Raw genomic sequence first — 23,091 nt, 5'->3', positions numbered from 1 at the left:
GGAGCCGATCCGCAGGCGGGTCTCGCCGGCCTCGAGCACGACGACGTCGGCGCGGCCGGGTGCGCCGGCCCGCGCCACGAGCGCGCGTTCCTGGGCCGCCCACATCTGGCGGTAGGGCGCGTAGAGCACGTGGTCCTCGCGGCCGGCGAGGCGGTCCTCGCGCAGGTCGTCGGGGGTGTTCACCCAGACCAGGGCGGAGATGAGGGCCGGGTCGACGGCCCCGATCCCGCTGCCCTCGAGCACGACGACGGGCTCGGCGGCGGCGTCCAGCCACTCCCCCGGTCGTGCGCCGTGCCAGTCGTAGCGGCGCACACGCGCCGCTCGACCCTGTGCCCACGGGGTGAGCAGGTGGTCCGTGACATGGGCGATGCCGTCCTCGAGGGCGTCCCAGCCGGGGACGAACTCGTCGACGTGGTAGATGGTGGCGCCCAGGGCGCGGGCCAGCCGCTCGGCGAACCACGTCTTGCCCGAGCCGGAGTAGCCGTCGACTGCGACGACGTGGACGGGGCGAGGGGCTGGGGTCGCTGTGGGTGCTGCGGGGTCGGCGGGCGCCGTGGGGTCGAGAGCAGTGGCTCCAGCCGGGTGGAGGACGGCGGCGAGTTCGGGCCACGTGAGGCTGCGCTCGTGCGCGGCGAGGGCGGTGCGGGCTGATGGGTCAGTCATGAGGGGGCGACTTCTCGGGAGAGGGCGTCGCGCGGCCGGTCTCACCTGGGATGAGGGTGACGGGCTCGCGCAGGACAGCTGGTGTCTGGACGCGCCGTCGGCCCGGGAGGCTGCGGCGCGTCTAGCGACAGCGCGCGCAACAGGGCCGCTGTGCGGCCGTACGGTGCGCGTGCATGCTCACTGGGTCTCCTCGGTGCAGGTCGTTGCGGTGAGCGTAGCGACTTTCCGAACACAGATCAACACTATGACGTAGTTGTGTATACGCAGATGCGTGCCCGCTACGATGACACCGACATCGCATCACCCCGCCCGACCCGTCCGAGAGGAGCGCCCGTGAGCACGACGACCGCAGCGACCGGCGACGCCGGAGGCGACCGGGCCGAGGCCGCCGCGCAGCACTACCGCCGCATCCGCCAGGACATCCTCGACGGCGCCTTCCCGGCCGGCACGGTGATGCACGAGACGGCGCTCACCGAGCGCTACGGCGTCTCCCGCACTCCCATCCGCGAGGCCCTGGCCCGCCTCGAGCACGACGGCCTGCTCGACCGCGCCGCTCGCGGCTACCGGGTGCGCTCGGGCACGCCCGAGGACGTCCTGGACATCTACGAGGCGCGCATCGCCCTGGAGGCGGTGGCCGCCGCCAACGCGGCCACCCGCGCCACCGAGCTCGAGCTCGCCCGGCTCGAAGGCCTGCACGCCGAGGCCGGGGCGACGGCAGACCTGACCGCCGTCCGCCGTCTGCACTCCGCCTGGCACCAGGAGCTGTGGGCCGCCGCGCACAACGCGACTGTGCTCAGCCTCCTGACGCGCCTCACAGCCCAGCTGCGCATCTACGACAGCCGCCGGTCGGAGGACCCGAGCGACCTCGAGCAGTCGCACGCCGAGCACGAGCAGATCATGGCCGCCCTGCGCACCCGTGACGCAGGCGCCGCCCGGTCAGCGATCAGCGCCCACCTGGACCGCTCGCGCGACCTTCGCCTGCGCGCCTTCGCCGCGACCCTCAGCGAGGTCTAGGACGCGACGGGGCGGTCGCGGCCGGGGTACCGGTCGCGACCGCCCTGGGGTCTGGTCGTGCTGGGTGGTGCAGTGCTGTCAGGTCTGCGGTCAGTCGGCCGCGCGCAAGCGTTCGATCGCCGCGTCGACCTCGGGGTCTTCCAGGTGAGCGACCACCGCCGCTTCCTCAGCCACCTCGCTGGGCGAGGCATCCTCGACCTCGGGGCGCTCGCGCCTGTCGTCGATGGTCTCCTCGATCGCGCGCGGCGTCGGCACGACCACGGGCCCTTCTCCGCCAAAACCACCTGTCGTCGACATGATCGTCTCCTCCTTGAGCGTCGTGGAGCATCACTGCTGAGGTGTCGCTCCTGGGGCGTCGGTGCCACCCCATCCTCGCCCACCACCTGCACCTTCACATCTTGAGCGGCGAACGGCCAGGCCTCAGGCGGCCTCGGCGGCATTGCCCCTCTCGGTCAGCTTCACCCGGCCCCCCGGGATGAGGAAGACGCAGATGATCGCACCGAGCACAAAGATCCCCGCCGACCACCAGAAGGCCGCGTGGTACCCGGCGAGCGTCGCCTCGGAGGCGAGCTCCGGCGTCGGGCGGGTGAGGCGGAGGCTCTCCATGAGGTCCTTCAGGTGCCGGCTTCCGGCGGAGGCAGCCTGGGTGCTGAGCAGCGCCACACCGATCGAGCCACCCACCTGCTGGGCGGTGCTCACCAGCGAAGACCCGACGCCGGCGTCCTCGTCGAGCAGGCCGAGGGTTGCCGTCCCGAGCGCTGAGGCGAAGATGAGACCGGCGCCGATACCCGCGATGACCAGCGGGCCGACGACATCCGGGAAGTAGGCGGTGCCCGCGTTGAAGCGGGTCATGAGCACCAGGGAGAGCGCCCCGACGAACATCCCCAGGACGATGAGGTTGCGCGGGCCGAACCGCGGCAGCAGCTGCGACCCGGTCAAGGACGAGGTGGCTGCGAGGAAGACGACCATCGGGAGGAAGGCCAGCCCGGTCTCCATCGCCGAGTAGGACAACGTGTCCTGGAGAAAGTACGTGAGGAAGAGGAACACCCCGAAGATCCCCGCGCCGGTGAACAGGATCGCGGTCAGTGAACCGCCGCGGATGCGGTCGGAGATGACCCGCAGCGGCAGCAGCGGGTCGCGGATCTTGCCCTGCACGACGAGGAAGGCGGCCACCAGCACCAGGCCGACCACGAGCAGGGCGATGGTTGCCGGGTCGGACCACCCATCAGTCTCCGCGTGGGAGAGGCCGTAGACGATGGAGAACAGACCGCCGGCGATGAGGATGGCACTGAGCGGGCCGACCTTGACGTTGCGGTCAGGCAAGGTCTTGGGCAGCAGGGTCAGGGCACCGACGAAGGCGATCACGGCGAAGACGAGGTTGACCAGCAAGCACCAGCGCCAGGAGAAGTACTCGGTGAGGAACCCGCCGAGCAGCAGACCGATGGCGCCGCCGGCGCCGCTCGTCGCACCCCAGATGCCGAAGGCCTTGGGGCGTGCCGGGGACCCTTCGAAGGTGACTGTCAGCAGCGACAACGCGGCCGGGGCCATGAGGGCCCCGAAGGCGCCTTGGATGGCGCGGGCGGCGATGAGCACCTCGTAGGTCGGGGCCAGGCCACCGAGGGCCGACGCCGCCGCGAAGCCGGCGACACCGATGAGGAAGGTCGTGCGCCGACCGATCCGGTCACCGATCCGCCCACCGATGATGAGCAACCCGCCGAAGGCCAAGGAGTACGCCGTGATCATCCACTGACGGTCGTCGGTGGGTATGTCGAGGTCCTTCTGGGCCGTCGGCAGGGCGATGTTCACGATGGTGGCGTCGAGGACCACCATGAGCTGGGCGGTGGCCAGGACGCCGAGGATCCACCAGATCTTGAGGTTCTTCTGGGCCGTTCCCGTGCCGGGCTGAGCGCCTGCGGACATAGCTCCACCTCTCGTCCACGCGTCGTCCCACGTGCGACGTCGGCGGGGTGCAAACGTGCCGGATGGGCCTTTGAGCAGGGTAGGCCGGGGCCACTCGGTGCGCGCGAGGGCGGCGGAACCTGGAGCATCCGGGCAGGTGGCGGCGGCGCGAGTCACCTGGTCGGGCGCGATGTCGCAGGCATTTTCCCTTGACCTCGCGAACCCTGGCGGCGAGAGTGGCGCCGTGACCCACAGACCGCAGACCCCCGGCGCCCTGCACGACCGCGTGATCCTCGTGACCGGAGCGAGCCGCCGTATCGCGATCGGGGCAGCGATCGCGCGCCGCGCCGTCGCGGACGGCGCGAGCGTCCTCCTGCACTCCTGGCAGCCCCACGACGCGGAGCAGCCGTGGGGCGCCGACCCCGACGGCCCGCAGGCCCTGGTCGACGAGCTCCGCGCGGCAGGCGGGCGAGTCGAGCACGTGTCGCTCGACCTCAGCGAGCCCGATGCCCCCGCCGCACTCGTCGCCGCCGCCCGCGACGCGTTCGGCCACCTCGACGCCGTCGTCGCCAACCACTCGCGCAGCAGCGGCCAGTCGCTCGAGGAGCTCACCGCCACCGAGCTCGATCTCAGCCACGCCGTCAACACCCGGGGGTCACTGCTGCTCGTCAAGGCCTTCGCCGCCCAGCACGACGACACACGGCCCGGCGGGCGCGTGCTGCTGTTCACCTCCGGCCAGTACACAGGCGCGATGCCCACCGAGCTCCCGTACATCGCGACGAAGGCCGCTCTGCACGAGCTCACGGCGAGCCTCGCGGTCCACCTCGCACCGCGGCGCATCACGGTGAACTGCATCAACCCGGGCCCCAACGACACGGGCTACGCCGACGACGAGGCCCGCGCCGCGGTCGCCGCACTGAATCCCGGGGGCCGCTGGAGCACCCCGACGGACACCGCGCGTCTCGTCGCGTGGCTGCTCAGCGACGAGGCGGACTGGGTCACGGGCCAGACGATCGCGTCCGACGGCGGCTGGTCGTCCCGCTGACGGCGCCTCCCGGATCGCACGGGCCGCCCGACCCAGACCGACAGCTCACCCGCGGGCGCCCGTGCCCCCGGCTCCCCCGAGCGACCCGACGAGCTCCGCCATCTGTGCGTCACGAGCGAACACCGGGATGACGTCCAGCGGGGCTGGCTCCTCGACCCACGCGCCGCCGTCGTGCACGGTGCCGGTGGACAAGGACGTCCAGGACGAACCGGCCGGGAGGTAGACCCGGCGCGAGCGGGCACCCGCTTCGAGGACGGGGGCGACGAGCAGCGCAGGCCCGTAGAGGAACTGGTCGGCGACGTCCCAGGCGGCCGGGTCCTGCGGAAAGTCGTGGAAGAGCCCGCGCATGATCGGCTGGCCGTCGGTGTGCGCCGCGGCCATGAGAGTCCGGGTGTACTCGCGCATCGCCTCGCGGACGCCGACGTAGCCGGCGAGGATCTCGTAGACCTCCTCGCCATAGCTCCACAGCTCGTTCTCGGCGCCCGTGTGGCAGCGCCGCGAACCGTCCGCCGCGAACACCTCACGCTGCGGCCCGCGGTCACCGTGCAGCCGCATGACGGGCATGAACGTGCCCATCTGGAACCAGCGCACGAGCAGCTCGTGGAAGGCCGGGTCGTCGATCCTGCCCCCGCCGAAGCCGCCGATGTCCGTGGTGAACCACGGGATCCCGGCCACCCCCATGTGGATCCCGGCCGTGACCTGACGCCGCATCGAGGCGAAGGAGGAGTGGATGTCACCGCTCCACACGAGCGCGCCATACCGCTGCGAGCCCGCCCACGCGCAACGCACCAGGTTGACCGAGTCGCCCTGTCCGCTGGCCACCTGGCCGTCGTAGACCGCGCGGGAGAACAGCTGCGGGTAGATGTTCCCCACCTCGAGGGCCTGACCGGCGTGGTAGCTGTAGGCGCCGTACTCGAAGAAGGCGTACTCCGGCTCGGCCTCGTCCAGCCAGAAGAGCTTGACCCCGGGGTAGTTCCTGCGGAGCGTCTCCCACAGCCATGCCCGCGCTCCCGGGTGGGTGACGTCGAGGAACCGGCTCGGCCCTTCGAAGGACATCTGGATGTCCACCCCGCGGTTGGACCGCACGAGGTACCCCAGGCGGTCGAGCTCGGCAAAGTTCTCCGACCTGAGCGAGACCTGCGGCCACACCGAGACCATGAGCTCGATCCCCAGCTTGGCCAGCTCGGCGACCATCGCCGCGGGGTCCGGCCAGAACTCCTCGTCGAAGCGGAAGTCCCCCATCAGCGGCCAGTGGAAGAAGTCCGCCACGATGACGTCCATCGGCAACCCGCGGCGCCTGTGCTCGCGCGCCACCTCGAGCAGCTCCTCCTGCGAGGTGTACCGCAGCTTGCACTGCCAGAACCCGAGCCCGTGCTCGGGCATCATCGGCACGTGCCCGGTCGCCCGGGCGTAGCTGCGCGCGATGTCCGACGGCGTCGCGCCGGCCGTGACCCAGTAGTCGATCTGAGCGGTGGACTCCGCGAACCACTCGGTGCGGTTGGTCGCGAAGGTCGCCCGCCCCACGGCCGGGTTGTGCCAGAGGAAGCCGTAACCCGCGCTCGACATCACGAAGGGCACGCTGACCTGGGAGTTGCGATGAGCGAGCTCGATCGTGGAGCCCTTGAGGTCGAGGATGTCCTGCTGGTACTGGCCCATCCCGTAGAGCTTCTCCTCGCGGCCCGAGACAAAGCTGGCGCGGGCTCGGTAGCTGCCCCCGGGCAACGCGTCGTAGTCCCGGGCACGCAGCTTGAGCGCGCCGCCGTGCTCCTCCTCGGCGAACAGGAGAGTGCCCGCCGCGTCGAAGAACTCCAGCCGGCACCGTGAGCGCGTGTAGCCGGCCTGGGCGTCGAAGAACTCCTCCGCCGTCGCCACGACACGGATCGCCCCGTGCGTCAGCGTCGCCACCTGGCGGGACGAGCGCCAGAGCCCCTCCCCCTCCTTCTCCCCCTGGCCGACGACGATGCTCGCCGCCGCCGAGTCGGCCGGGTCAGGCGGGAGCAGCGCCCAGTCGGAGTCGAGGATCGGACCGCCGAGCACGGCGCGCACGCGGACCGAGTCGGCGCCCCAGGGCTCGACGACGAGGGTCTCGCCGCTTCCCCGCCACACGAGGCGCTGGTTGTCGATGATGAAGGCGTCAGACACGGGAAGGCTCCTTGGACGGGACTCGAGTCAGGCCTGGACGGGGATCCACACCCGCATCGCCCCAGGAGAAGCGTTGCCCCAGGTCGAGAACGGGATGGCAGGGACGGCGAAGGTCTGTGAGGTCTCCCCGGTGATGCCCGACGACGCGTAGAGGGCTTCCGGCGCCCCGCCGAGGGTGGGCGAGGCCGAGGCGACGGTCACGGCCAGCTCATGCGGGCTCACCTCGCGGACCGCAGCGGGAGCGCTCGGGACGAGGACGAGGTCGTCGACGACCGCGCCGTCGGGCATGCTCGCCTGCTCGATGCAGTACACGACCGGACCGCGCTCGAGGGCGAGGCAGCCGCGCACCGCGTCGATGCGGTGGTGCCCGCGGGTCCAGCGGGGGGTGAGGTCGAGGGCCAGCCGGTAGGTGGCTCCCGCGACGAGGTCGACGTGGACGTACCCGTCGTCTCCTGCCCGCGCTGCGGCGTCGGGCGTGGCTGCATCGGAGAGGAGCCTGCTGTCCGGGGACCAGCTCGGGATGCGGACCGCGAGACGAGCACCGGAGGCGACCTGCCCGTCCACGGTGATCTCGACGGCCCCGTCGGAGGGGTAGGCCGTCGTCACACGGAGCGTTCCCGAGCCCAGGTGGGACGGCAGGTCGATCTCGGCGGAGGCGAACTGGTGGAGCCAGAGCGTGTCGGCGGTCGAGGTGGCCAGGTAGGCGGACATCTGCGCGACGGTCCGGGCGATGTTCGGGGGGCAGCACGCGCAGACGTACCAGGAGGTGCGCTCGCGTGGGGCGTTCTCCTCGGAGTAGCGATCCGGGCGCTGCTGGAGCGGGTTGGAGTAGAAGAACCGCGTGCCGGTGGAGTCGATCGAGGCGGCGAGGGCGTTGTGCACCTCCCGCTCGATGGTCTCGGCGTAGCGGGCCGCGCCGGCCTCGCCGCCGGCGAGCAGCATGCGCCAGGTCCAGTGCAGGTCGGCGATGGTCGCGCAGGTCTCGGCGTAGGCGCGCTCGCTCGGCAGCTCGTAGTCGTCGCCGAAGGCCTCGTCGCGGTGACGGGAGCCGAAGGCGCCGGAGAGATACATCTTGCGTTCGTGGGCGCTGGACCACTGGCTGTCCATCGCGGACAGCAGCGTCGCGTCGCCGTTCTCGAGGTAGGCGTCGGTCACCCCGGCGTTGAGGTAGAGCTGACGCACGGCGTGCCCGACGGCGTCACGCGACTCGCGGACCGGTGCCTGGTCCTGGAAATAGCGGGCTCCCAGGCCTCCGACCTTGAGCAGGCCCGTGCCGCGCAGGTCGATCATCCGCTCGGCGAGGGTGAGGTAGCGGCGCTCGCCGGTGTGGCGGAACAGCTCGACCAGGGCGGTCTCGATCTCGGGGTGGCCGCAGATCCCCTTGTCCCTGCCGGGACCGAAACGCCGGTCGACCAGGTCGGCGAAGGCCCGGGCGATGGTCAGCAGGTCGGTGCGGCCGGTGGCGCGGTCGAGGGCGACGGCGGCCTGGACGAGGTGGCCCAGGACGTACATCTCGTGGGTCCAGTCGAGCTCGGCGAACTTCTTCTCCGGGTGGACGCCTTGGATCCAGCTCATGACGTAGCCGCTGGGTTCTTGGACGCGGGCGACGAGCGCGATCACGTCGTCCAGCCACGCGTCGAACTCCGTGGTGCCGGTGCGGGCGATCTCCCAGGCGACGGCCTCGATGACCTTGTAGAGATCGGAGTCCGCGAAGTAGAAGCCGCGGTAGTCGGCCCCGGACTCCCCGACCACCCGGCGGAAGTTGTCGATGACTCCGCTGGCCTCGAGCTGGGCGATGCAGTGCGGGATGGTCGCGGAGGCATTGAGCTCCTGCCAGTCCGCCAGCGTGCCGCTGGTGAGCCGGATGGCGCGGAGATCGAGCGGGCGGTGCGCGGCGGTGTCGCCGACCGGCAGGGCGGGAGTCGCGCAGGCGCTGCGGTCACCGCGGGCATTGTGATCGCTGCGGGCGTCAAGGGCAGTCACGGGCATCTTCCTTCGTCGTTGAAGCGGCTGACTGGAGTCTGTACCCGCTGCTTCAGCGTTGTCAATAGCGAGACAAAAGGCGGTTCAGAACCGTGATGTGAGCGTTATCAACGTGGGAGCGTGGCCACTCAGGCGAGGGACGAGGCGCGGACGACCAGGTCCGCACCGGTGCGGACGTGCCGCGGCGGGCCGGCGTGCCCGCCCAGGCGGTCGAGGAGCATCGCCACCGCGTGCTCGACCATCTCGGGCTTGCGCGGGCTCACCGACGTGAGCGACGGCGTCGTGAACTCGCCCTCGTCGGTCGCGTCGAAGCCCGTCACCGCCACGTCCCCCGGGACGCTCCGTCCGTGGCTGCGCAGCGCGCGCAGGGCGCCGACGGCGATCGCGTCGTTGACGCACAGCGCCGCATCGAAGCGCACTCCTGAGCGCAGCAGCCCGACCATCGCCTCATAGCCGGAGACCCTGCGGTCCCAGTCCGATCCCGTCGCGAAGAGCGTGGGGTCCACCTCGATCCCGGCCTCGCTGATCGCCTTGCGGTAGCCGTCGTACCGGTCCCCCGCCGGCTCTACGCCGTCGGGGGAGTTCCACACCAGCGCGATCCGGCGCCTGCCTGAGTCCAGCAGGTGCCGGGCAGCGGCGTACGCGCCCTCGAACTCGCCCATGATCACGCAGTCGAGCTCGTCGATCGGCGTGCCCCCGAGCTGGACCACGGGTCGAGCGAGGGGCACGCCGGCGATCATCGAGGACGCAAAGTCGTGCGGGCAGATGATGACACCATCCACGTCCGGCGTGGTCACACCGACCACCGCGTCACGCTCGGCGGCCGCGTCGGGCGCGATCCGCAGCGTCGTGGTCAGCCCTTCGGCCTCGAGGGCAAGGATCAGCCGCTCCGCCATCTCGGCGAAGTACGGCTGGTAGAGCATCGGGACCACCACCGCGATCCGGCCGGTCCGTCCGGAGACGAGCCCCCGACCGGCAGGGTTCACCGCGTACCCGACCTCGGTGACAGCCGCGAGCACGCGCTCCCGCGTCGCAGCAGAGACGCCGGGGCGATCGAGCAGCACGTTGGAGACGCTCTTGGCCGAGACCCCCGCGACGGCCGCGACATCGGCAAGCGTGGGTCGCCTCACTGCAGCCCCGCCCCGAGCGTCGACTCCCGCCGGACCAGCTCCACGGGAGAGATGATCCGCCGCGCCACCTCTCCCCCGGTCCCGGCAAGACGATCCGCCAGCAGGTCCACAGCTGACCTCGCCAGCCGCGCCGCACCCGGGTCGACCGTGGTCAACGACGGTGTTGAGAACAGCGCGTCGTCGATGTTGTCGTAGCCGACGATCGCGACGTCGTCGGGCACGGTCAGCCCAGCGCGGGCGAGCTCGGCGAGCGCGCCCAGGGCGAGCTCGTCGCTGCCGCACAGCAGCGCGTCGACGTCGCCGCCACGGTCGAGGATCTCGCGGGCGGCGCGAGCACCGTCGGCGCGACCCTGGACCTGGCCGATCGGCGGGCCCACGGGGGCGATGCCCGCCGCCGCGAGGGCAGCAGTGAGGATGTCGTTGCCGTACTGGCTGCGGTCCATGCCGATCAGCGCAGGGCGCGCACGGCCCATGACGACGAGGTGCCGCGCGACGAGAGAGGCCGCCTCGACGGCGTCCGCGTCCACGGAGTCCACGTGGTCGGTGCGCCCGTGGTGCACGGCCACGACCGCGTCGGTGGGGCTGAGCGCGGAGATCAGCTCGGGGGACGTCTCGCCGATGAGGACGACGCCGTCGAAGACCCGCCCGCGGGAGGCGAGCAGCGTGGCGATGCGTTCCGGGCGGTGGTGCGTCGGCTCGACGGCGGCCTGCAGGCCACGGCGGTAGAGCTCGGAGACGATCGCCTCGGTGAGCATGGACAGGTACGGCCGGCGCAGCTCGGAGACGCCCACGCCGATCACACCGGTGCGGCCGGTGCGCAGGGTGCGGGCGCTGCCGTTGGGCACCCACGCCAGCTCGGCGATCGCCGTGCGGACACGGCGCACCACCTCGGGACGCGTGTGCGGCTCGAGGTTGACTACGCGGGAGACGGTCTTGAGGGACACCCCTGCCAGCGCGGCGACGTCGCGCATCGTGGCTGCCATGCGTCCATGGTAGGGGCGCTGGCCGCGCATCTGGGACGAACTGGGCCCGGGGCCCAGACATCAGCCGGCTTCGTCGCGCGTCTCGCGCAGGTGCTCGATCGCCGCTTCCACGTCGGGGTCGTCGAGGCGCTCGACCACCTCTTCCTCCTCCTTGATCTGCTCCGGCGTCGCCTGCATGTCGGCTTCGCGCTCCTTCTCGTCGGTCACCTCGGGCTCGGGGATGTAGCTCGGGATGAAGGCGGGTCCAGATCCTCCGGCGTTGCTCGTCATGGTGACCTCCTGGGTGGCGTCGTCGCGAACAGTCGGGCACTTCCATCTTCGTCCACGGGCGCGAGTTGCACGCGCTGACGCGGACACGGCCGTCGGTGCGGCCTGAGGGACGCGGGCTGCCCAAACTGTTAGCGTTCACATACCCTTCGTCTCAAGGAGCTTGATCGCATGGCAAAGACGCCGTCACCCCGCCCGCCGCTGGGTTGGAACAGCTGGGACTGCTACGGCACCACGGTCACCGAGGCCGAGGTCCTGGCCAACGCCGAGTTCATGGCGGCCCACCTTCTGCCCTTCGGCTGGGACACCGTGGTCGTGGACATCGACTGGTCAGACCCCACAGCACGCTCGCACGGCTACAACGACGGAGCCCCGCTCACCGTCGACGCCCATGGCCGGCTGCTGCCTGACCCAGAGCGCTTCCCGAGCTCGGCCGGTGGCGCCGGGTTCGCCCCGCTCGCCGCCGCGGTCCACGCCCTCGGTCTGAAGTTCGGCATCCACGTCATGCGCGGGATCCCGCGGCTGGCGACCGCCGCGGACGCACCGGTCCTCGGCACCTCGCACACCGCCGACGAGGTCGCGGATCGTGAGAACCGGTGCGAGTGGAACCCGCACATGGACGGCCTGGCACACACCCACCCCGGCGCCCAGGCCTACTACGACTCGATCGTCGCCCTCTACGCCGAGTGGGGGGTCGACTTCATCAAGGCCGACGACATGCTCTGGCCGTACCAGGGCGCCGACATCGAGGCGTTCTCCCTGGCGATCGAGCGGTCGGGTCGCCCGATGGGCCTGTCCCTGTCCCCCGGGCGCGACCTGTCCCTGACCCGGTTGGACCACCTGCGCGAGCACGCCACGATGTGGCGCATCTGCGACGACCTGTGGGACACCTGGTCCGACGTCGAGGCGAACTTCGCGCGCTTCGCCCGCTGGGCGCCGGTCGCCTCCGAGCGCGGCTGGCCCGACGGCGACATGCTGCCCCTGGGCCACATCGGCATCCGCGCCGAACGCGGTGAGCCGCGCGACTCGAGGCTCACCCCGGCCGAGCGGATCACGCTCATGACGCTGTGGGTCATCGCCCGGTCCCCGCTGATGATCGGCGGCGACCTGCCGACGTCGAGCCCGGAGACCATCGCACTGTTCACCAACGCGGACGTCATGGCGGTGCTGGACTCCACGGGGTCGCGCGAGGTGTTCCGCGAGGGCGACCTGGTGCTGTGGACCGCGGACATCTCCGACGACGCCGGGTACGTGGCGGCCTTCAACCTCGGCGAGAGCGAGCTGACGGTGACGCTGGACTCGGCGAACGTCGGGATGCCAGGAGCCTTCACCGGGACCGTCCGCGAGCTGTGGACTGGTAAGGCCGTGCCGACGCGCCCGGTGACGGTCCAGAGCGACGACGCCCGCGGCGTCGCCCCCGGCAGCACCGCAATCCCGGTCACCCTCGCCCCCCACGGAGCCCACCTCCTCCACTGGCAAGCCTGACCCCCACGCCCCACCCGCCCCTCGCCAACCCGCGAGCACTCCCCGAACTCGTGAACGAACCCGCGAACTCGTGAGCCAGAGCCGTTTCCGAGAGGAAACCTGGCCCTGGCTCACGAGTTCGGCGGAGGGTTCACGAGTTCGGGGAGGGGGTGGGAGGGGCGGGAGGGGCGGGAGGGAACTACGCGAGCATCTCGCGGACGAGGGGGACGACCTTCGTGCCGTACAGCTCGATGCTGGACATGAGCTTGGAGTGGGCCATCGGACCGTTGGCGTACTTGAAGTCGAAGCGGTCCAGCTCAAGCGCCTTGACTACGCGGACGATCTTCTTCGCCACCGTCTCAGGCGACCCGATGAAGTAGGCCCCCTGTGGCCCCACCTGGGCCCGGAACTGCCCTTCGCCCATCGCCCGGCCCCCGCGCTCGAGGGCGATCTTGGAGAAGTAGTTGCCGATCAGCGGCCAGGAGTCCTCGAAGGCCTGCTCATCGGTCTCGGCGACATAGCCGGGGGCGTGCACCCCGACCGGCTGCGCAGGCTTGCCGAACTCCGTCAGCGCCCGCCGGTACAGGTCGGTGAACTGCTTGAAGGCGACCGGGTCCCCGCCGATGATCGCGAGCATGAGCGGCAGCCCGTAGCCGGCCGCGCGGATGACGCTCTCGGGGCTGCCACCGACCGCGATCCATGTCTTGAGCAGGCTGGACTCCAGGTGCGGGTACACATCCAGGCCGTCGACCGGCGGGCGCACCGTCCCAGCCCAGCGGACCGGCTGTTGCTCGCGGATCTTCATGAAGAGGTCGAGCTTCTCCTCGAAGAGCTCGTTGTACTGGTCGAGGTCGTAGCCGAACAGCGGGAAGGACTCGATGAACGAGCCGCGGCCCAGGATCACCTCGGCCCGCCCCCTGGAGATCGCGTCGATCGTGGAGAAGCGCTGGAACACCCGGATCGGGTCGTCCGAGCTGAGCACGGTGACCGCGGACCCGACGTGGATGCGCTCGGTCTGCGCAGCGATGGCGGTGAGCACGACGTCGGGTGTGGAGATCGCGTAGTCGGGGCGGTGGTGCTCGCCGATCCCGATGAAGTCGAGGCCCACCTGGTCTGCCAGGACGCCCTCGGCGACGACGTTGCGGATCACCTCGGCGTGGGTGTGCGGGGTGCCGTCGTCGGCCACGGTGACGTCGCCGAAGGTGTCGATGCCGAACTCAAGTGCGCTCATGGGGGTCTCCTACCGCTCGAGCCAAGTAATTGATGCTTCAACTAACCTCACTGTAGCGGGCTTTGTTCCATCCCGCACAGACGTCACCCGGCCGCACCCTCGAGATTGGTCCGGCCGCGGCCGACATCTACAGTGGACCCGGCCCCGCCGGCGCGTCCGGGCAGGTCATCCCCTCTCCACCCGACGTCGGGCATCAGCAGCACAGCTGCGCCCGGACCGGCCCGCACCCAGCCCCACCAGCCCTGAAGGACGTCATGTCTGCAGCTCGCCCCCGTACACCTCGCGGCCCCGCCTTCTGGACCGGCCTCGGCGGGCTGGGACTCGTCACCATCATCGGCGCCGCGACCAGCGTGGGCGCGGCGATCATGTGCGCCGCTCTCTACCTGGCTGTCACCTTCATCGTCGCGGCCGTCCGCGGACACTCCTGGCTCGGGCGCACCACGCGCCGCGCCTCGACCGCCGCGATCGCCCTCTGCACGGCCGTCGCGATCGCCGGGGCGAGCGCCATGCCCCCGGCCGCCACGCCGTCGGCCAGCCCGACGCCGTCCGCCACCGCGAGCGCGACCCCCAGCCCGACGCCGGAGCCCACGACCGAGGTCATCGACGGCGACCAGCCGGTCACCGGCGTGGAGGACCTCGCCGCTCCCGAGCTGCCCGGCCAGGTCGACGTCGCCGCGGTCGCCCAGCACGCCACCCCGCAGACGGCGCTGGCAGCGGCGACGCTGCTCACGGTCAAGGGCCGCGCGCCCAAGACCGGCTACGACCGGGCGAACTTCGGCGCCCGTTGGGCCGACGTCGACCACAACGGCTGCGACACCCGCAACGACATCCTCGCCCGCGACCTCACCGGCCTGACCTACAAGCCCGGCACCAAGGACTGCGTCGTGCTCACCGGGACCTTCGCCGACCCGTACTCGGGGACGACCATCGCCTTCCAGCGCGGGGACAAGACGTCGAGCGCGGTGCAGATCGACCACGTCATCGCCCTGTCCGACGCCTGGCAGAAGGGCGCTCAGGGCTGGGACGCCTCCACGCGCGAGAAGTTCGCCAACGACCCGCTCAACCTGCTCGCCGCTGATGGTCCACTCAACGCGCAGAAGGGCGACGGCGACACCGCGACGTGGCTGCCGCCGAACAACGCCTTCCGCTGCACCTACGTCGCCCGCCAGGTCGGGGTGAAGTACACCTACGGGCTGTGGGTCACCGAGGCCGAGCAGAACGCCATGGTCGCGGTGCTGTCCACCTGCCCCGACGAGCCGCTGCCCGCCGGCTCGACGGTCCCCGAGGCCCCGGTCGTGGCCCCCGAGCCCGCACCGGTCGTCACGACGCCAGCCCCCGCTCCGGTTCCTGTCCCTGCGCCCGCTCCGGCTCCCGCTCCCGCACCGGCCCCGGTCCCCGCCCCTGCACCGGCACCGGCACCGGAGGCTCCTGCGTCGGTCTACTACAAGAACTGCACCGCAGCCCGTGAGGCAGGCGCCGCCCCCGTCCACCGCGGCGACCCCGGCTACGCCAAGCACCTCGACCGCGACGACGACGGCGTCGGCTGCGAGTAGCCACCGCCCCCTCCCGCCGAGGGCGTGCTTTTCGTGGGCGTGCGCGACTTTGATGTCACGCACTGCAACGGAAGGCACGCACTCGGCGCGCTGCGCCGGGCACGAGCCCGACGACGGGGCCGGGCCGTCGGGCGACGCGGCCGGCCGACCGGGTGAGGTTCGCGGCCGCAGGGCTCGCCGCCACAGGAAATCAAGGCTCGGCCAGGACCTTGGCCCTCTCAGCGGAGGTTTCTCGACGAGACGATGAGTCCATCAGATCGACCTCATGGAGGAGGACATCATGACCAGGGCTCTCGTCGTCGGCGGCACCGGACTGCTCGGCTACCACACCACTCTTGAACTGCTGGCTCGCGGCTACGAGGTGACATCGTTGTCCCTCCCGCCCATGCCTGTGGAGGACCTGTTCCCGGACGAGGTGGAGAACCTCCTCGCCGACGTCAACGCCCTCACCGATGACGAGCTCAGCGCGCTCCTCGCCGGCAAGCACGCGATCATCTACGCCGCCGGAGCTGACGAGCGGATCACCCCGCCCGCCCCCGCTGCCCGCTTCTTCTACGAACAGAACGTCCTGCCGGTCCAGCGCATCGTGCGCCTGGCCCGTGCGGCCGGGGTCAAGAAGTTCGTCTTGTTCAACAGCTACACCGCCGAGTTCGCCGAGCTGTGGCCCGACCTCGGCTACCGCACCCGCAACGGCTACCCGCGCACCCGCCTGGCCCAGGAGGAGGTCGCCTACCTCGAGGGCGACGGCGCCATGGACGTCACCTCGCTGCGCCTCCCGTACATCTTCGGCACCATGCCCGGGCGCACTCCCCTGTGGCAGATGTTCATCGACATCGTCCGCGGTCAGCGGGACATGATCCCGGTGCAGCAGGGCGCGACGTCGTCGGTCACGGTCACCCAGGTGGCGCAGGCCGCAGTCGGAGCCATGGAGCAGGGCGAGCACGGCGGCCGGTACCCGATCAACGGCTACGACCTCAGCTACGCCGAGTTCCACCGCCTCATCTGCGAGGCCCTGGGCCGCGACACCTGCGCCGTGACCTGCGTGCCCTTCGAGGCCCTCGCCCCGACCATGGAGAAGCTCGACGCCCAGGCCGCCGAGGCCGGCGTCGAGCACGGGATCCACCTCATCGACAGCGCCCTGTTCAGCGAGCGCCAGGCGGTCAGCGACCCGGCCCCCACCATGGCCGCCCTCGGCTACCTGCCCGACGACGTCCCGGCCGCCATCCGCGAGACCCTCGCCTACTGCCTCGCCCGCGAGGCCGCGGCAGAGCCCCAGGCCGACTGACCCCAGCGCCAAGCATCCGCCACCCCCTGCCGGACGGCCCGACCTGACCGGTCCCCGGCCAGCCACCCGGCCGGACCCCCGGCCGGCCCCCCGGCCGGCCCCCCGGCCGAGTCCCGACGGGACGTGCTCTTGACGACGGAGCGTGCGTTCAACAGCACGCCCCGACGTCAAGAGCACGTCCCGTCGGAGGCAGTCCAGGCCGAGCGACCGGCTGGCCCGGGAGCTGGGCTGGTCGGGCCGAGCCGGCTCCCGGGCTGGTCGGGCCTTAGTTCACGTCCCGGCGGCGGAACACGACGGCGGCGACGGCCACCAGCACGACGAGGACGACCGAGAGGGTCACCACTCCGCTGGTGAGGGAGACCTGCTGCTCGATGCCACTGCACGTCTGCCCTCCGTCCGGGTTCGGCTCGCAGACTGACGTCCAGTAGGAGGTCCCACCTTCCAGGACCGCCTGCAGGTTGAGGGCGAGCAACCGCGGCCGCAGGCCGTCGAACAGGGTCCCGATGATGCCTTCGACCACGATGGCGTAGCCGACGATAATGCCGATGGCAGCTGCCGTGTGCCGCACGATCGTCCCCATCGCGACCCCCAGCACCGCGAAGCCGGCGGTCAGCAGCACGAGCCGGACCCCGCTGTCACCCACGTCGCGCCAGGTCTCGCTGGTCACGGTCCCCACGTTGTCGTTGAGCCCGTAGACCAGCCATGTGCCGCCCAGCAGCAGCGCGCCGGTGACCAGCGCGATCGGGATCACGGAGATGCCGGAGGCGCCCACCTTCGATCCATACACGCGGCCGCGGCGCGGCTCGAAGGTCAGCCAGTTGCCGATCGCACCGCTGGAGAACTCAGCGGCGATGAAGCTCACTCCCATCGCGAAGGCCCCGAAGACCATGAGGAAGCCGATACCCGGGAGGATCCGTGCAGCGGCGTCGGCGAAGGGGGGCGGTCCGTACATCCAGCTCGCAAGGTCGCCAGGCCCGCCCTCCTCGCAGCTGTAGTCGACCGACGGGTTGAGCTCCCGGTCGGCGGCCTCGAGCTCTTGGCAGTCCGCGATGTACTCGTCCTTGTTCTCTTCCCAGTCGCGGACGGCGATGTCGTAGTCCTGCTGGATCTGTGCCATCTCAGCATCGGAGATCGGGACAGAGTTCCGCCAGGAACCAAAGATCGTCACGAGCACCACCGCGAGGATCCCCAGCACTGCCAGCTGGTTCACCCGGCGACTCCGGAATCGGGTCAGCTCGACCCTGAGCAGGCGCATCATCGCTTCTCTCCCTTACGCGTGCGGCGGCCAGCTTGCCCTGCCCCGACGAGTGCGGCTCCATCATCGACGCCCTCCCCGGTGACGATGTGCGTCCCCGGGCCCTGCCCGGCGGTGAGCTCGAGGAACACCGACTCGAGCCCGGCGCGCACCGGCACCAGCTCGTTGACGTAGAGCTCGTGGTGGGCGAGGCGCCGGGTGATGTCGGCCGGATCGCTCGCGCCGTCGACCACGAGCATGCCGCCGTCGGCTCGGACGGCCAGACCTGCTTCCAGCAGGACCTGACGGGCGGTGATCGGGTCGGCGACGCCGACCCGGACGGTCGTCGACGTGCCGGCGATGAGGTCGGCGACACGGCCGCTCGCGAGCAGGGTGCCCCGGCCGATGATCGAGACGGTGTCGGCCACCTGCTCGACCTCGGCGAGGATGTGGCTGCTCACCAGGACGGTCTTGCCGCGCTCGGCGAGGGAGCGCATGGTCGTGCGGATCTCGCGGATGCCCGCGGGGTCGAGGCCGTTGGTCGGCTCGTCGAAGATCAGCAGGTCCGGGTCCTTGAGCAGGGTGGCCGCGATGGCTAGGCGCTGCTTCATGCCGAGGGAGTAGGTGCGGAACTTGTCCTTGGCGCGGTCAGAGAGTCCCACCTCCTCGAGCACCTTGGAGACGTCGGCCGACGAGACGCCGATCGCACCGGCGAGCAGGTCGAGGTTCTTGCGGGCAGAGAAGTTCGGGAAGAACTTCGGCTGCTCGACGATCGCGCCCACCCGCGCGACGACGTCGGGCAGGGCCTTGGGGACCTCCTGGCCGAAGATCGTCATGGTCCCGGAGTCTGCGCGGATGAGGCCGAGCAGCATCCGGATCGACGTCGTCTTGCCCGAGCCGTTGGGACCGAGGAAGCCGTGCACACCGCCGAGCGGAACGTCCAGGTCCAGTCCCTGCACAGCGACCTGACGGCCGTGCCGGGAGCGGTAGGTCTTGCGGAGCCCGCGCGTGCAGACGGCCAGCGAGGCTGGGTCGACGTCGGGTGGAGCGGTTGCGGTTGTCATGCATATCCCCTGATCACGCGTGCGTATGAGGCCTTCGCACGCCGCATCGACGCGCCAGGGGGAGCCTATAGGTCCCGTTACGCTGCTGTCTGTAGTCCTGTGGGCTGAATTCGCGTGCCGTCCAGGCACTGCGCCTCTTCCACGCCGATCACAGCCCGGCTGTCGAGGCTGTGCGCGTCTGAGCCACCTGAGCCACCTGAGCCACCTGAGCCACCTGAGCCACCACGATCCAGCCTCGGGGGGCGTCGAGCCTGATGTGTCCCCCGGGGCCTTCTCCTTCCACCGTCGCGCGGCGTTTGTTAACGTTCACTTCACTGTTCACGACTCAGCAAGGACGCCCCGTGACCCACCCCACGCACATCGCCGTGCCAACAACCCCCACGGCGCCCACCCCCTACGCCGGCTACCTCATGGTCGGCCACTCCGACGAGACGCACCAGATCCACGCGATGCTCTCCGAAGGCAGCGACCCCACCCGCTGGACCGCCCTCAACGACGGCCACGGGATCGTCACCTCGACCATGGGCGAGGAGGGCATCCGCGACCCCCACCTGGTCCGCTCCCCCGAGGGCACCTACTACCTCCTGGGCACCGACCTCGACATCCGCCGCACCGAGCGCCCGGGCATGCAGGGCAGCTTCTGGGACTGGCTCGGCCGCCACGGCAGCCGCTCGATCAACATCTGGGAGTCGACCGACCTCGTGACCTGGAGCCCCCAGCGCCAGGTGGAGGTCTCCCCGCCCACGGCAGGCATGGCCTGGGCCCCCACAGCCGTGTGGGACGCCGCCGTCGAGGCCTTCCTCGTCATCTGGTCCGCCCGCATCTACGCCGACGACGACCCCGCCCACGAGCGCGAGGGCGTGCACCGCCTGCTCGCCAGCCACACCCGCGACTTCCGCACCTTCACGGACCCCGTCGACTGGGGGCACCCCACCCGGTCCACCATCGACGCCCTCGTCGTCGCGGTCGACGGCGCAGGCACCGCCGTGGCGCCGGGCGCCGCCCCGGCCGTCGGTGAGCTCAGCTACCTCCGCTTCATCAAGGACGAGGCCGCCGGGATCGTCTTCGCCGAGCGCTCGGGCGACCTGCACGCCGCCTCCTGGGAGCCGGTCTCCGCCTCGGTGACCGCCGGCACGGAGACCGGGATCGTGGAGGGCCCGCTCGCCTTCCAGTCCTTCACCGACGGCGCGTGGCACCTCTGGGTCGACGAGTACACCGGCGCCGACCGCGGCTACGTCCCCTTCCGCGCCGCCTCCCCCGACGTCGAGCGCTGGGAACCGGTCCACGACTACTCCTTCCCCGGGAAGGTCAAGCACGGCACCGTCATCGCCCTGTCCGAGGAGGAGTACGCGCGCCTGCGAGAGTGAGCAGATCAACATCGCCCACGCCTCGAACAGCGGGATCCCGCCGAATCCCTGGTCATGCCACCGCGCGTCGCGACGCAGAGCCGCCGCGACGCGCGGGGTCGAACACCGTGTGTAGTTCACCCGGCGCCTGCACCACTACTCTGGGGTCCGTGGAGTCTGAGTGGTTCGCTGCGGCGACGAGAAGCAGCGTGATGGGTACTGCCGTGATGCAGTTCCCCTGGGAGACGACGCCCATCGGCCCGATGAGCACCTGGCCGCCTTCCCTGCGCCAGGCCGTCAAGCTCTGCTACAGCACCCGCTTCCCGGTGATGATCGCCTGGGGCCCTGAGCTGACCATGATCTACAACGACGCCTACCGCGACATGCTCGGCACCGACAAGCGCCTCATCGCGCTCGGCGCCTCGGTGCGGCGCGTCTGGGAAGAGGTCTGGGACGACATCGAGCCGTACTTCGACGCCGTCGTCACGAACGCCCAGCCCACCTGGGCCGTGGACGCTCCGCTGGTCGTCAACCGCTCCTCCTTCGAGGAAGAGACCTACTTCACCTTCTCCTACAGCCCGCTCTTCGACGAGGCAGGCAACGTCGCGGGCGTGCTCGACATCGCCACCGAGACCACCGAGCACGTCGTCGACCACCGCCGGCTCAAGCTCATCGACGACCTCCACGTGGCCATGGCCGACCACCGCGGAGACCCCACCTCGCTGGCCACTCTCGTCGTCGACGTGCTCACGGGGAGCCCGGACATCAACCGGTGCGCCTTCTACCTCGACACCGACGACGGCCTGGTGCTCGCCGCCACGAGCGACCCGACCCTCATCGACGACGTCGGCCTCGACACCGTCGAGCGGGTGCTGGCGTCACGTGAGCCCGCCGTCACCAGCCCCATCCTCACCGCCCCCCTGGCCCGGCCGCACGACGACTCCGCCGCCGGGGTCCTGGTGCTCGAGGGCAACCTGCTCCGGCCCTTCGACGCGGCCCAGCGGTCCTTCCTCATGGTCGCGTCCTCGGCGGTCGGAGCGGCGCTCAGCGCCATCCTCGTCCAGCAGTCCTGGGTCGACTACCTGCGCACCCGCGCCGAGCTCTCCGAGCTGCGGGCCCAGCGCGTGCGCGAGTCCTCCCTGACGCTGCAGCAGTCGATGCTCACCCCGCCGCCGAGCCCCAAGGACCTCAGCATCGCGGTGCGCTACCAGCCGGCGGCCGAGGAGCTGCAGATCGGCGGCGACTGGTACGACGCCTTCGAGACCCCGGCCGGGGCCACCATGCTCGTCATCGGTGACGTCACCGGGCACGACCACCACGCGGCCGCCGCGATGGGTCAGCTGCGCGGGCTCATCCGCGCCATCGCCTACGACACCGACCTCAGCCCGGCGCGCGTGCTGGAACGCACCGACCGTGCGATCAGCGGTCTCCGGCTGGGCTCGGCGACCATGGCCACCACCGTCGTGGTGCGGATCGACCCCGTCACCGCGAACGGCACCCACCGGATCCAGTGGTCCAACGCGGGCCACCCTCCGCCGGTGGTGGTGCGCCGCGACGGCGAGGTCGAGCCGTTGCGCACCGCGAACGACCTCCTGCTGGGCATCACCGCGGTGGACCGCGTGGACCACACCACGACCCTCAGCACCGGGGACACCCTCTTCCTCTACACCGACGGCCTCATCGAGCGCCGCGGCCAGCCGATGTCGGAGAGCCTCGCGCGCCTCCTGGAGGCGCTCGTCGGTGCGCACCGTCTGACGCTGGACGAGGTGTGCGAGCACGTGCTCTCGCTGCTCGCACCGGGAGCCGACGCCGACGACGACGTCGCGCTCGTGCTGCTGCGCCCGGCCCCCGGTACGGCGTCGGTCCCGGCCCCTGACCGCGGCATGCTGCTATCCGCAGGCCAGGCCTGAGGTCAGCGCGGCGAGGTTCGCCCGCATGATCGTGAAGTAGTCGCCCGAGGCGTCCGTGTGCCCTTCGAGGGGGTCCAGGACGGCGGCGTTCACACCCAGGTCCTCGGCGAGCACGGTGGTCACCTTCGGGCTGACGAGCACCTCGAAGTAGAGCGTGCGCACCCCGTCCCGCTCGACGACGGCGCGCACCTCGCGCAGCCGGGCAGGCGCCGGCTCGGCGTCGGGGTTGATCCCCGAGATGCCGACCTGGTGCAGGTCGTAGCGCTGGGCGAGGTAGCCGAAGGCCTCGTGCGAGGTCACCAGGGTGGCTCCGGTGCAGTGCGCCAGGCCCTCGGAGAACTCCGTGTCCAGCTCGCCCAGGCGTCGGTCCAGCTCAGCCGCGCGTCCGGCGTACTGCGCGGCGCCGGCCGGGTCGATCCGCCCCAGCTCCTCGGAGATCTCGTGGCCCAGGGCTGCCATCCGGGCAGGGTCCAGCCAGAAGTGGGGGTCCAGGTCGGTGGCCGCGAGGCTCTCCCCGTCGAGCTGGCTGACGGCGTCGACCACGTGCTCGGGCTGGAGCTGGGCCACCGCCTCGTCGGTGGCCGCCTGCATGCCGGACAGCACGACGACGAGGTCCGCCTGCCCGATGCTCCGCACCGCCGCGGGCGAGAGCTCGAGGTCGTGCGGCTCCGCACCGGGCGGGGTGAGGCTGGAGACGGTGACCCGGTCCCCGCCGATCTCCTGAGCGGCGAACTGGAGCGGGTAGAAGGAGGCGAGGACGTCGATCGTGCCGGCGTCGCTCGAGGCATCGCTCGCGGCGGCCCTCGCGTCGACGCCGGTGGGCTGCGCCGGGCTGGCGCAGGCCGAGAGCAGCGCGAGCGCGGCGACGGCGGCCGCCA

Annotated in this window: 19 protein-coding genes; 7 read left to right on the top strand and 12 right to left on the bottom strand. The window is 71.1% G+C overall.

Features of this window, described 5'->3' with window-relative positions; translation table 11 throughout:
- The coding region (locus tag SS2_RS02600) for a nucleoside/nucleotide kinase family protein (protein ID WP_066460831.1) at positions 1 to 663 on the bottom strand (663 nt) is incomplete at its 3' end.
- Between the two features lie 333 nt (positions 664 to 996).
- Here SS2_RS02600 and SS2_RS02595 point away from each other — a divergent pair.
- Positions 997 to 1,677 carry a GntR family transcriptional regulator gene (locus SS2_RS02595; RefSeq protein WP_066460830.1) on the top strand — a complete coding sequence of 227 codons (681 nt, stop codon included), beginning with the start codon at positions 997 to 999 and terminating at the stop codon, positions 1,675 to 1,677.
- Positions 1,678 to 1,767: 90 nt separating this feature from the next.
- Here the strand turns inward: SS2_RS02595 and SS2_RS17305 are convergent, their stop codons facing one another.
- Positions 1,768 to 1,938, bottom strand: a complete 171-nt coding sequence (locus tag SS2_RS17305) for a hypothetical protein (RefSeq protein WP_157607161.1) — start codon at positions 1,936 to 1,938, stop codon at positions 1,768 to 1,770.
- Positions 1,939 to 2,097: 159 nt separating this feature from the next.
- Positions 2,098 to 3,597, bottom strand: a complete 1,500-nt coding sequence (locus tag SS2_RS02590; protein ID WP_066460829.1) for an MFS transporter — start codon at positions 3,595 to 3,597, stop codon at positions 2,098 to 2,100.
- A gap of 223 nt (positions 3,598 to 3,820) precedes the next feature.
- Between SS2_RS02590 and SS2_RS02585 the strand changes: the two genes are divergently transcribed.
- Positions 3,821 to 4,621: an SDR family oxidoreductase gene (locus SS2_RS02585; RefSeq protein ID WP_066460828.1), complete on the top strand. Its 801-nt coding sequence runs from the start codon at positions 3,821 to 3,823 to the stop codon at positions 4,619 to 4,621.
- A gap of 45 nt (positions 4,622 to 4,666) precedes the next feature.
- Here SS2_RS02585 and SS2_RS02580 read toward each other — a convergent pair whose 3' ends face one another.
- The 5 genes from SS2_RS02580 to SS2_RS02560 form a co-directional block, all read right to left on the bottom strand.
- Positions 4,667 to 6,763, bottom strand: coding sequence for a glycoside hydrolase family 31 protein (locus tag SS2_RS02580; protein WP_066460827.1), 2,097 nt, complete (start codon positions 6,761 to 6,763; stop codon positions 4,667 to 4,669).
- Between the two features lie 27 nt (positions 6,764 to 6,790).
- Positions 6,791 to 8,746, bottom strand: coding sequence for a glycoside hydrolase family 127 protein (locus tag SS2_RS02575; protein WP_245643302.1), 1,956 nt, complete (start codon positions 8,744 to 8,746; stop codon positions 6,791 to 6,793).
- A 128-nt stretch (positions 8,747 to 8,874) separates the two neighbouring features.
- Positions 8,875 to 9,876, bottom strand: a complete 1,002-nt coding sequence (locus SS2_RS02570) for a LacI family DNA-binding transcriptional regulator (protein ID WP_066460825.1) — start codon at positions 9,874 to 9,876, stop codon at positions 8,875 to 8,877.
- Positions 9,873 to 10,859, bottom strand: coding sequence for a LacI family DNA-binding transcriptional regulator (locus tag SS2_RS02565; RefSeq protein ID WP_066460824.1), 987 nt, complete (start codon positions 10,857 to 10,859; stop codon positions 9,873 to 9,875). Before SS2_RS02565 ends, SS2_RS02570 begins: the two co-directional genes overlap by 4 nt.
- A 60-nt stretch (positions 10,860 to 10,919) precedes the next feature.
- Positions 10,920 to 11,129, bottom strand: a complete 210-nt coding sequence (locus tag SS2_RS02560) for a hypothetical protein (protein WP_066460823.1) — start codon at positions 11,127 to 11,129, stop codon at positions 10,920 to 10,922.
- A 168-nt stretch (positions 11,130 to 11,297) separates the two neighbouring features.
- Between SS2_RS02560 and SS2_RS02555 the strand changes: the two genes are divergently transcribed.
- Positions 11,298 to 12,611 carry a glycoside hydrolase family 27 protein gene (locus tag SS2_RS02555; protein ID WP_066460822.1) on the top strand — a complete coding sequence of 438 codons (1,314 nt, stop codon included), beginning with the start codon at positions 11,298 to 11,300 and terminating at the stop codon, positions 12,609 to 12,611.
- 178 nt (positions 12,612 to 12,789) lie between these two features.
- On the opposite strand, the gene SS2_RS02550 is transcribed toward SS2_RS02555, so the two are convergent.
- Positions 12,790 to 13,821: an LLM class flavin-dependent oxidoreductase gene (locus SS2_RS02550; RefSeq protein ID WP_066460821.1), complete on the bottom strand. Its 1,032-nt coding sequence runs from the start codon at positions 13,819 to 13,821 to the stop codon at positions 12,790 to 12,792.
- Between the two features lie 254 nt (positions 13,822 to 14,075).
- Between SS2_RS02550 and SS2_RS02545 the strand changes: the two genes are divergently transcribed.
- Both SS2_RS02545 and SS2_RS02540 read left to right on the top strand, forming a co-directional pair.
- Entirely contained in the window at positions 14,076 to 15,374 is a 1,299-nt protein-coding gene (locus SS2_RS02545; protein ID WP_066460820.1) for a GmrSD restriction endonuclease domain-containing protein, read from the top strand.
- A 280-nt stretch (positions 15,375 to 15,654) separates the two neighbouring features.
- Entirely contained in the window at positions 15,655 to 16,659 is a 1,005-nt protein-coding gene (locus tag SS2_RS02540) for an NAD-dependent epimerase/dehydratase family protein (protein WP_066460833.1), read from the top strand.
- Positions 16,660 to 16,924: 265 nt separating this feature from the next.
- Here SS2_RS02540 and SS2_RS02535 read toward each other — a convergent pair whose 3' ends face one another.
- Complete coding sequence (locus tag SS2_RS02535; protein WP_169796247.1) at positions 16,925 to 17,869, bottom strand: DUF2705 family protein; 945 nt, start codon at positions 17,867 to 17,869, stop codon at positions 16,925 to 16,927.
- A gap of 44 nt (positions 17,870 to 17,913) precedes the next feature.
- Positions 17,914 to 18,957, bottom strand: a complete 1,044-nt coding sequence (locus SS2_RS02530; RefSeq protein ID WP_083941586.1) for an ABC transporter ATP-binding protein — start codon at positions 18,955 to 18,957, stop codon at positions 17,914 to 17,916.
- Positions 18,958 to 19,298: 341 nt separating this feature from the next.
- Between SS2_RS02530 and SS2_RS02525 the strand changes: the two genes are divergently transcribed.
- Together SS2_RS02525 and SS2_RS02520 are read left to right on the top strand one after the other, a co-directional pair.
- Positions 19,299 to 20,324: a glycoside hydrolase family 43 protein gene (locus SS2_RS02525; protein ID WP_066460818.1), complete on the top strand. Its 1,026-nt coding sequence runs from the start codon at positions 19,299 to 19,301 to the stop codon at positions 20,322 to 20,324.
- Positions 20,325 to 20,515: 191 nt separating this feature from the next.
- A complete protein-coding gene (locus SS2_RS02520; protein ID WP_083941584.1) occupies positions 20,516 to 22,213 on the top strand; it encodes a SpoIIE family protein phosphatase in 1,698 nt (565 codons plus the stop codon).
- Here the strand turns inward: SS2_RS02520 and SS2_RS02515 are convergent.
- Positions 22,193 to 23,091, bottom strand: an 899-nt coding sequence (locus SS2_RS02515; protein WP_157607160.1) for a metal ABC transporter substrate-binding protein, incomplete at its 5' end; no start/stop codon positions are given. The genes SS2_RS02520 and SS2_RS02515 overlap by 21 nt on opposite strands.

The organism is Sanguibacter suarezii NBRC 16159 (genome assembly GCF_001552735.1).
Taxonomy (GTDB): domain Bacteria; phylum Actinomycetota; class Actinomycetes; order Actinomycetales; family Cellulomonadaceae; genus Sanguibacter; species Sanguibacter suarezii.
Note: the sequence above shows the minus strand (reverse complement) of the source record. Positions and strands in the feature narration are given on the sequence as shown.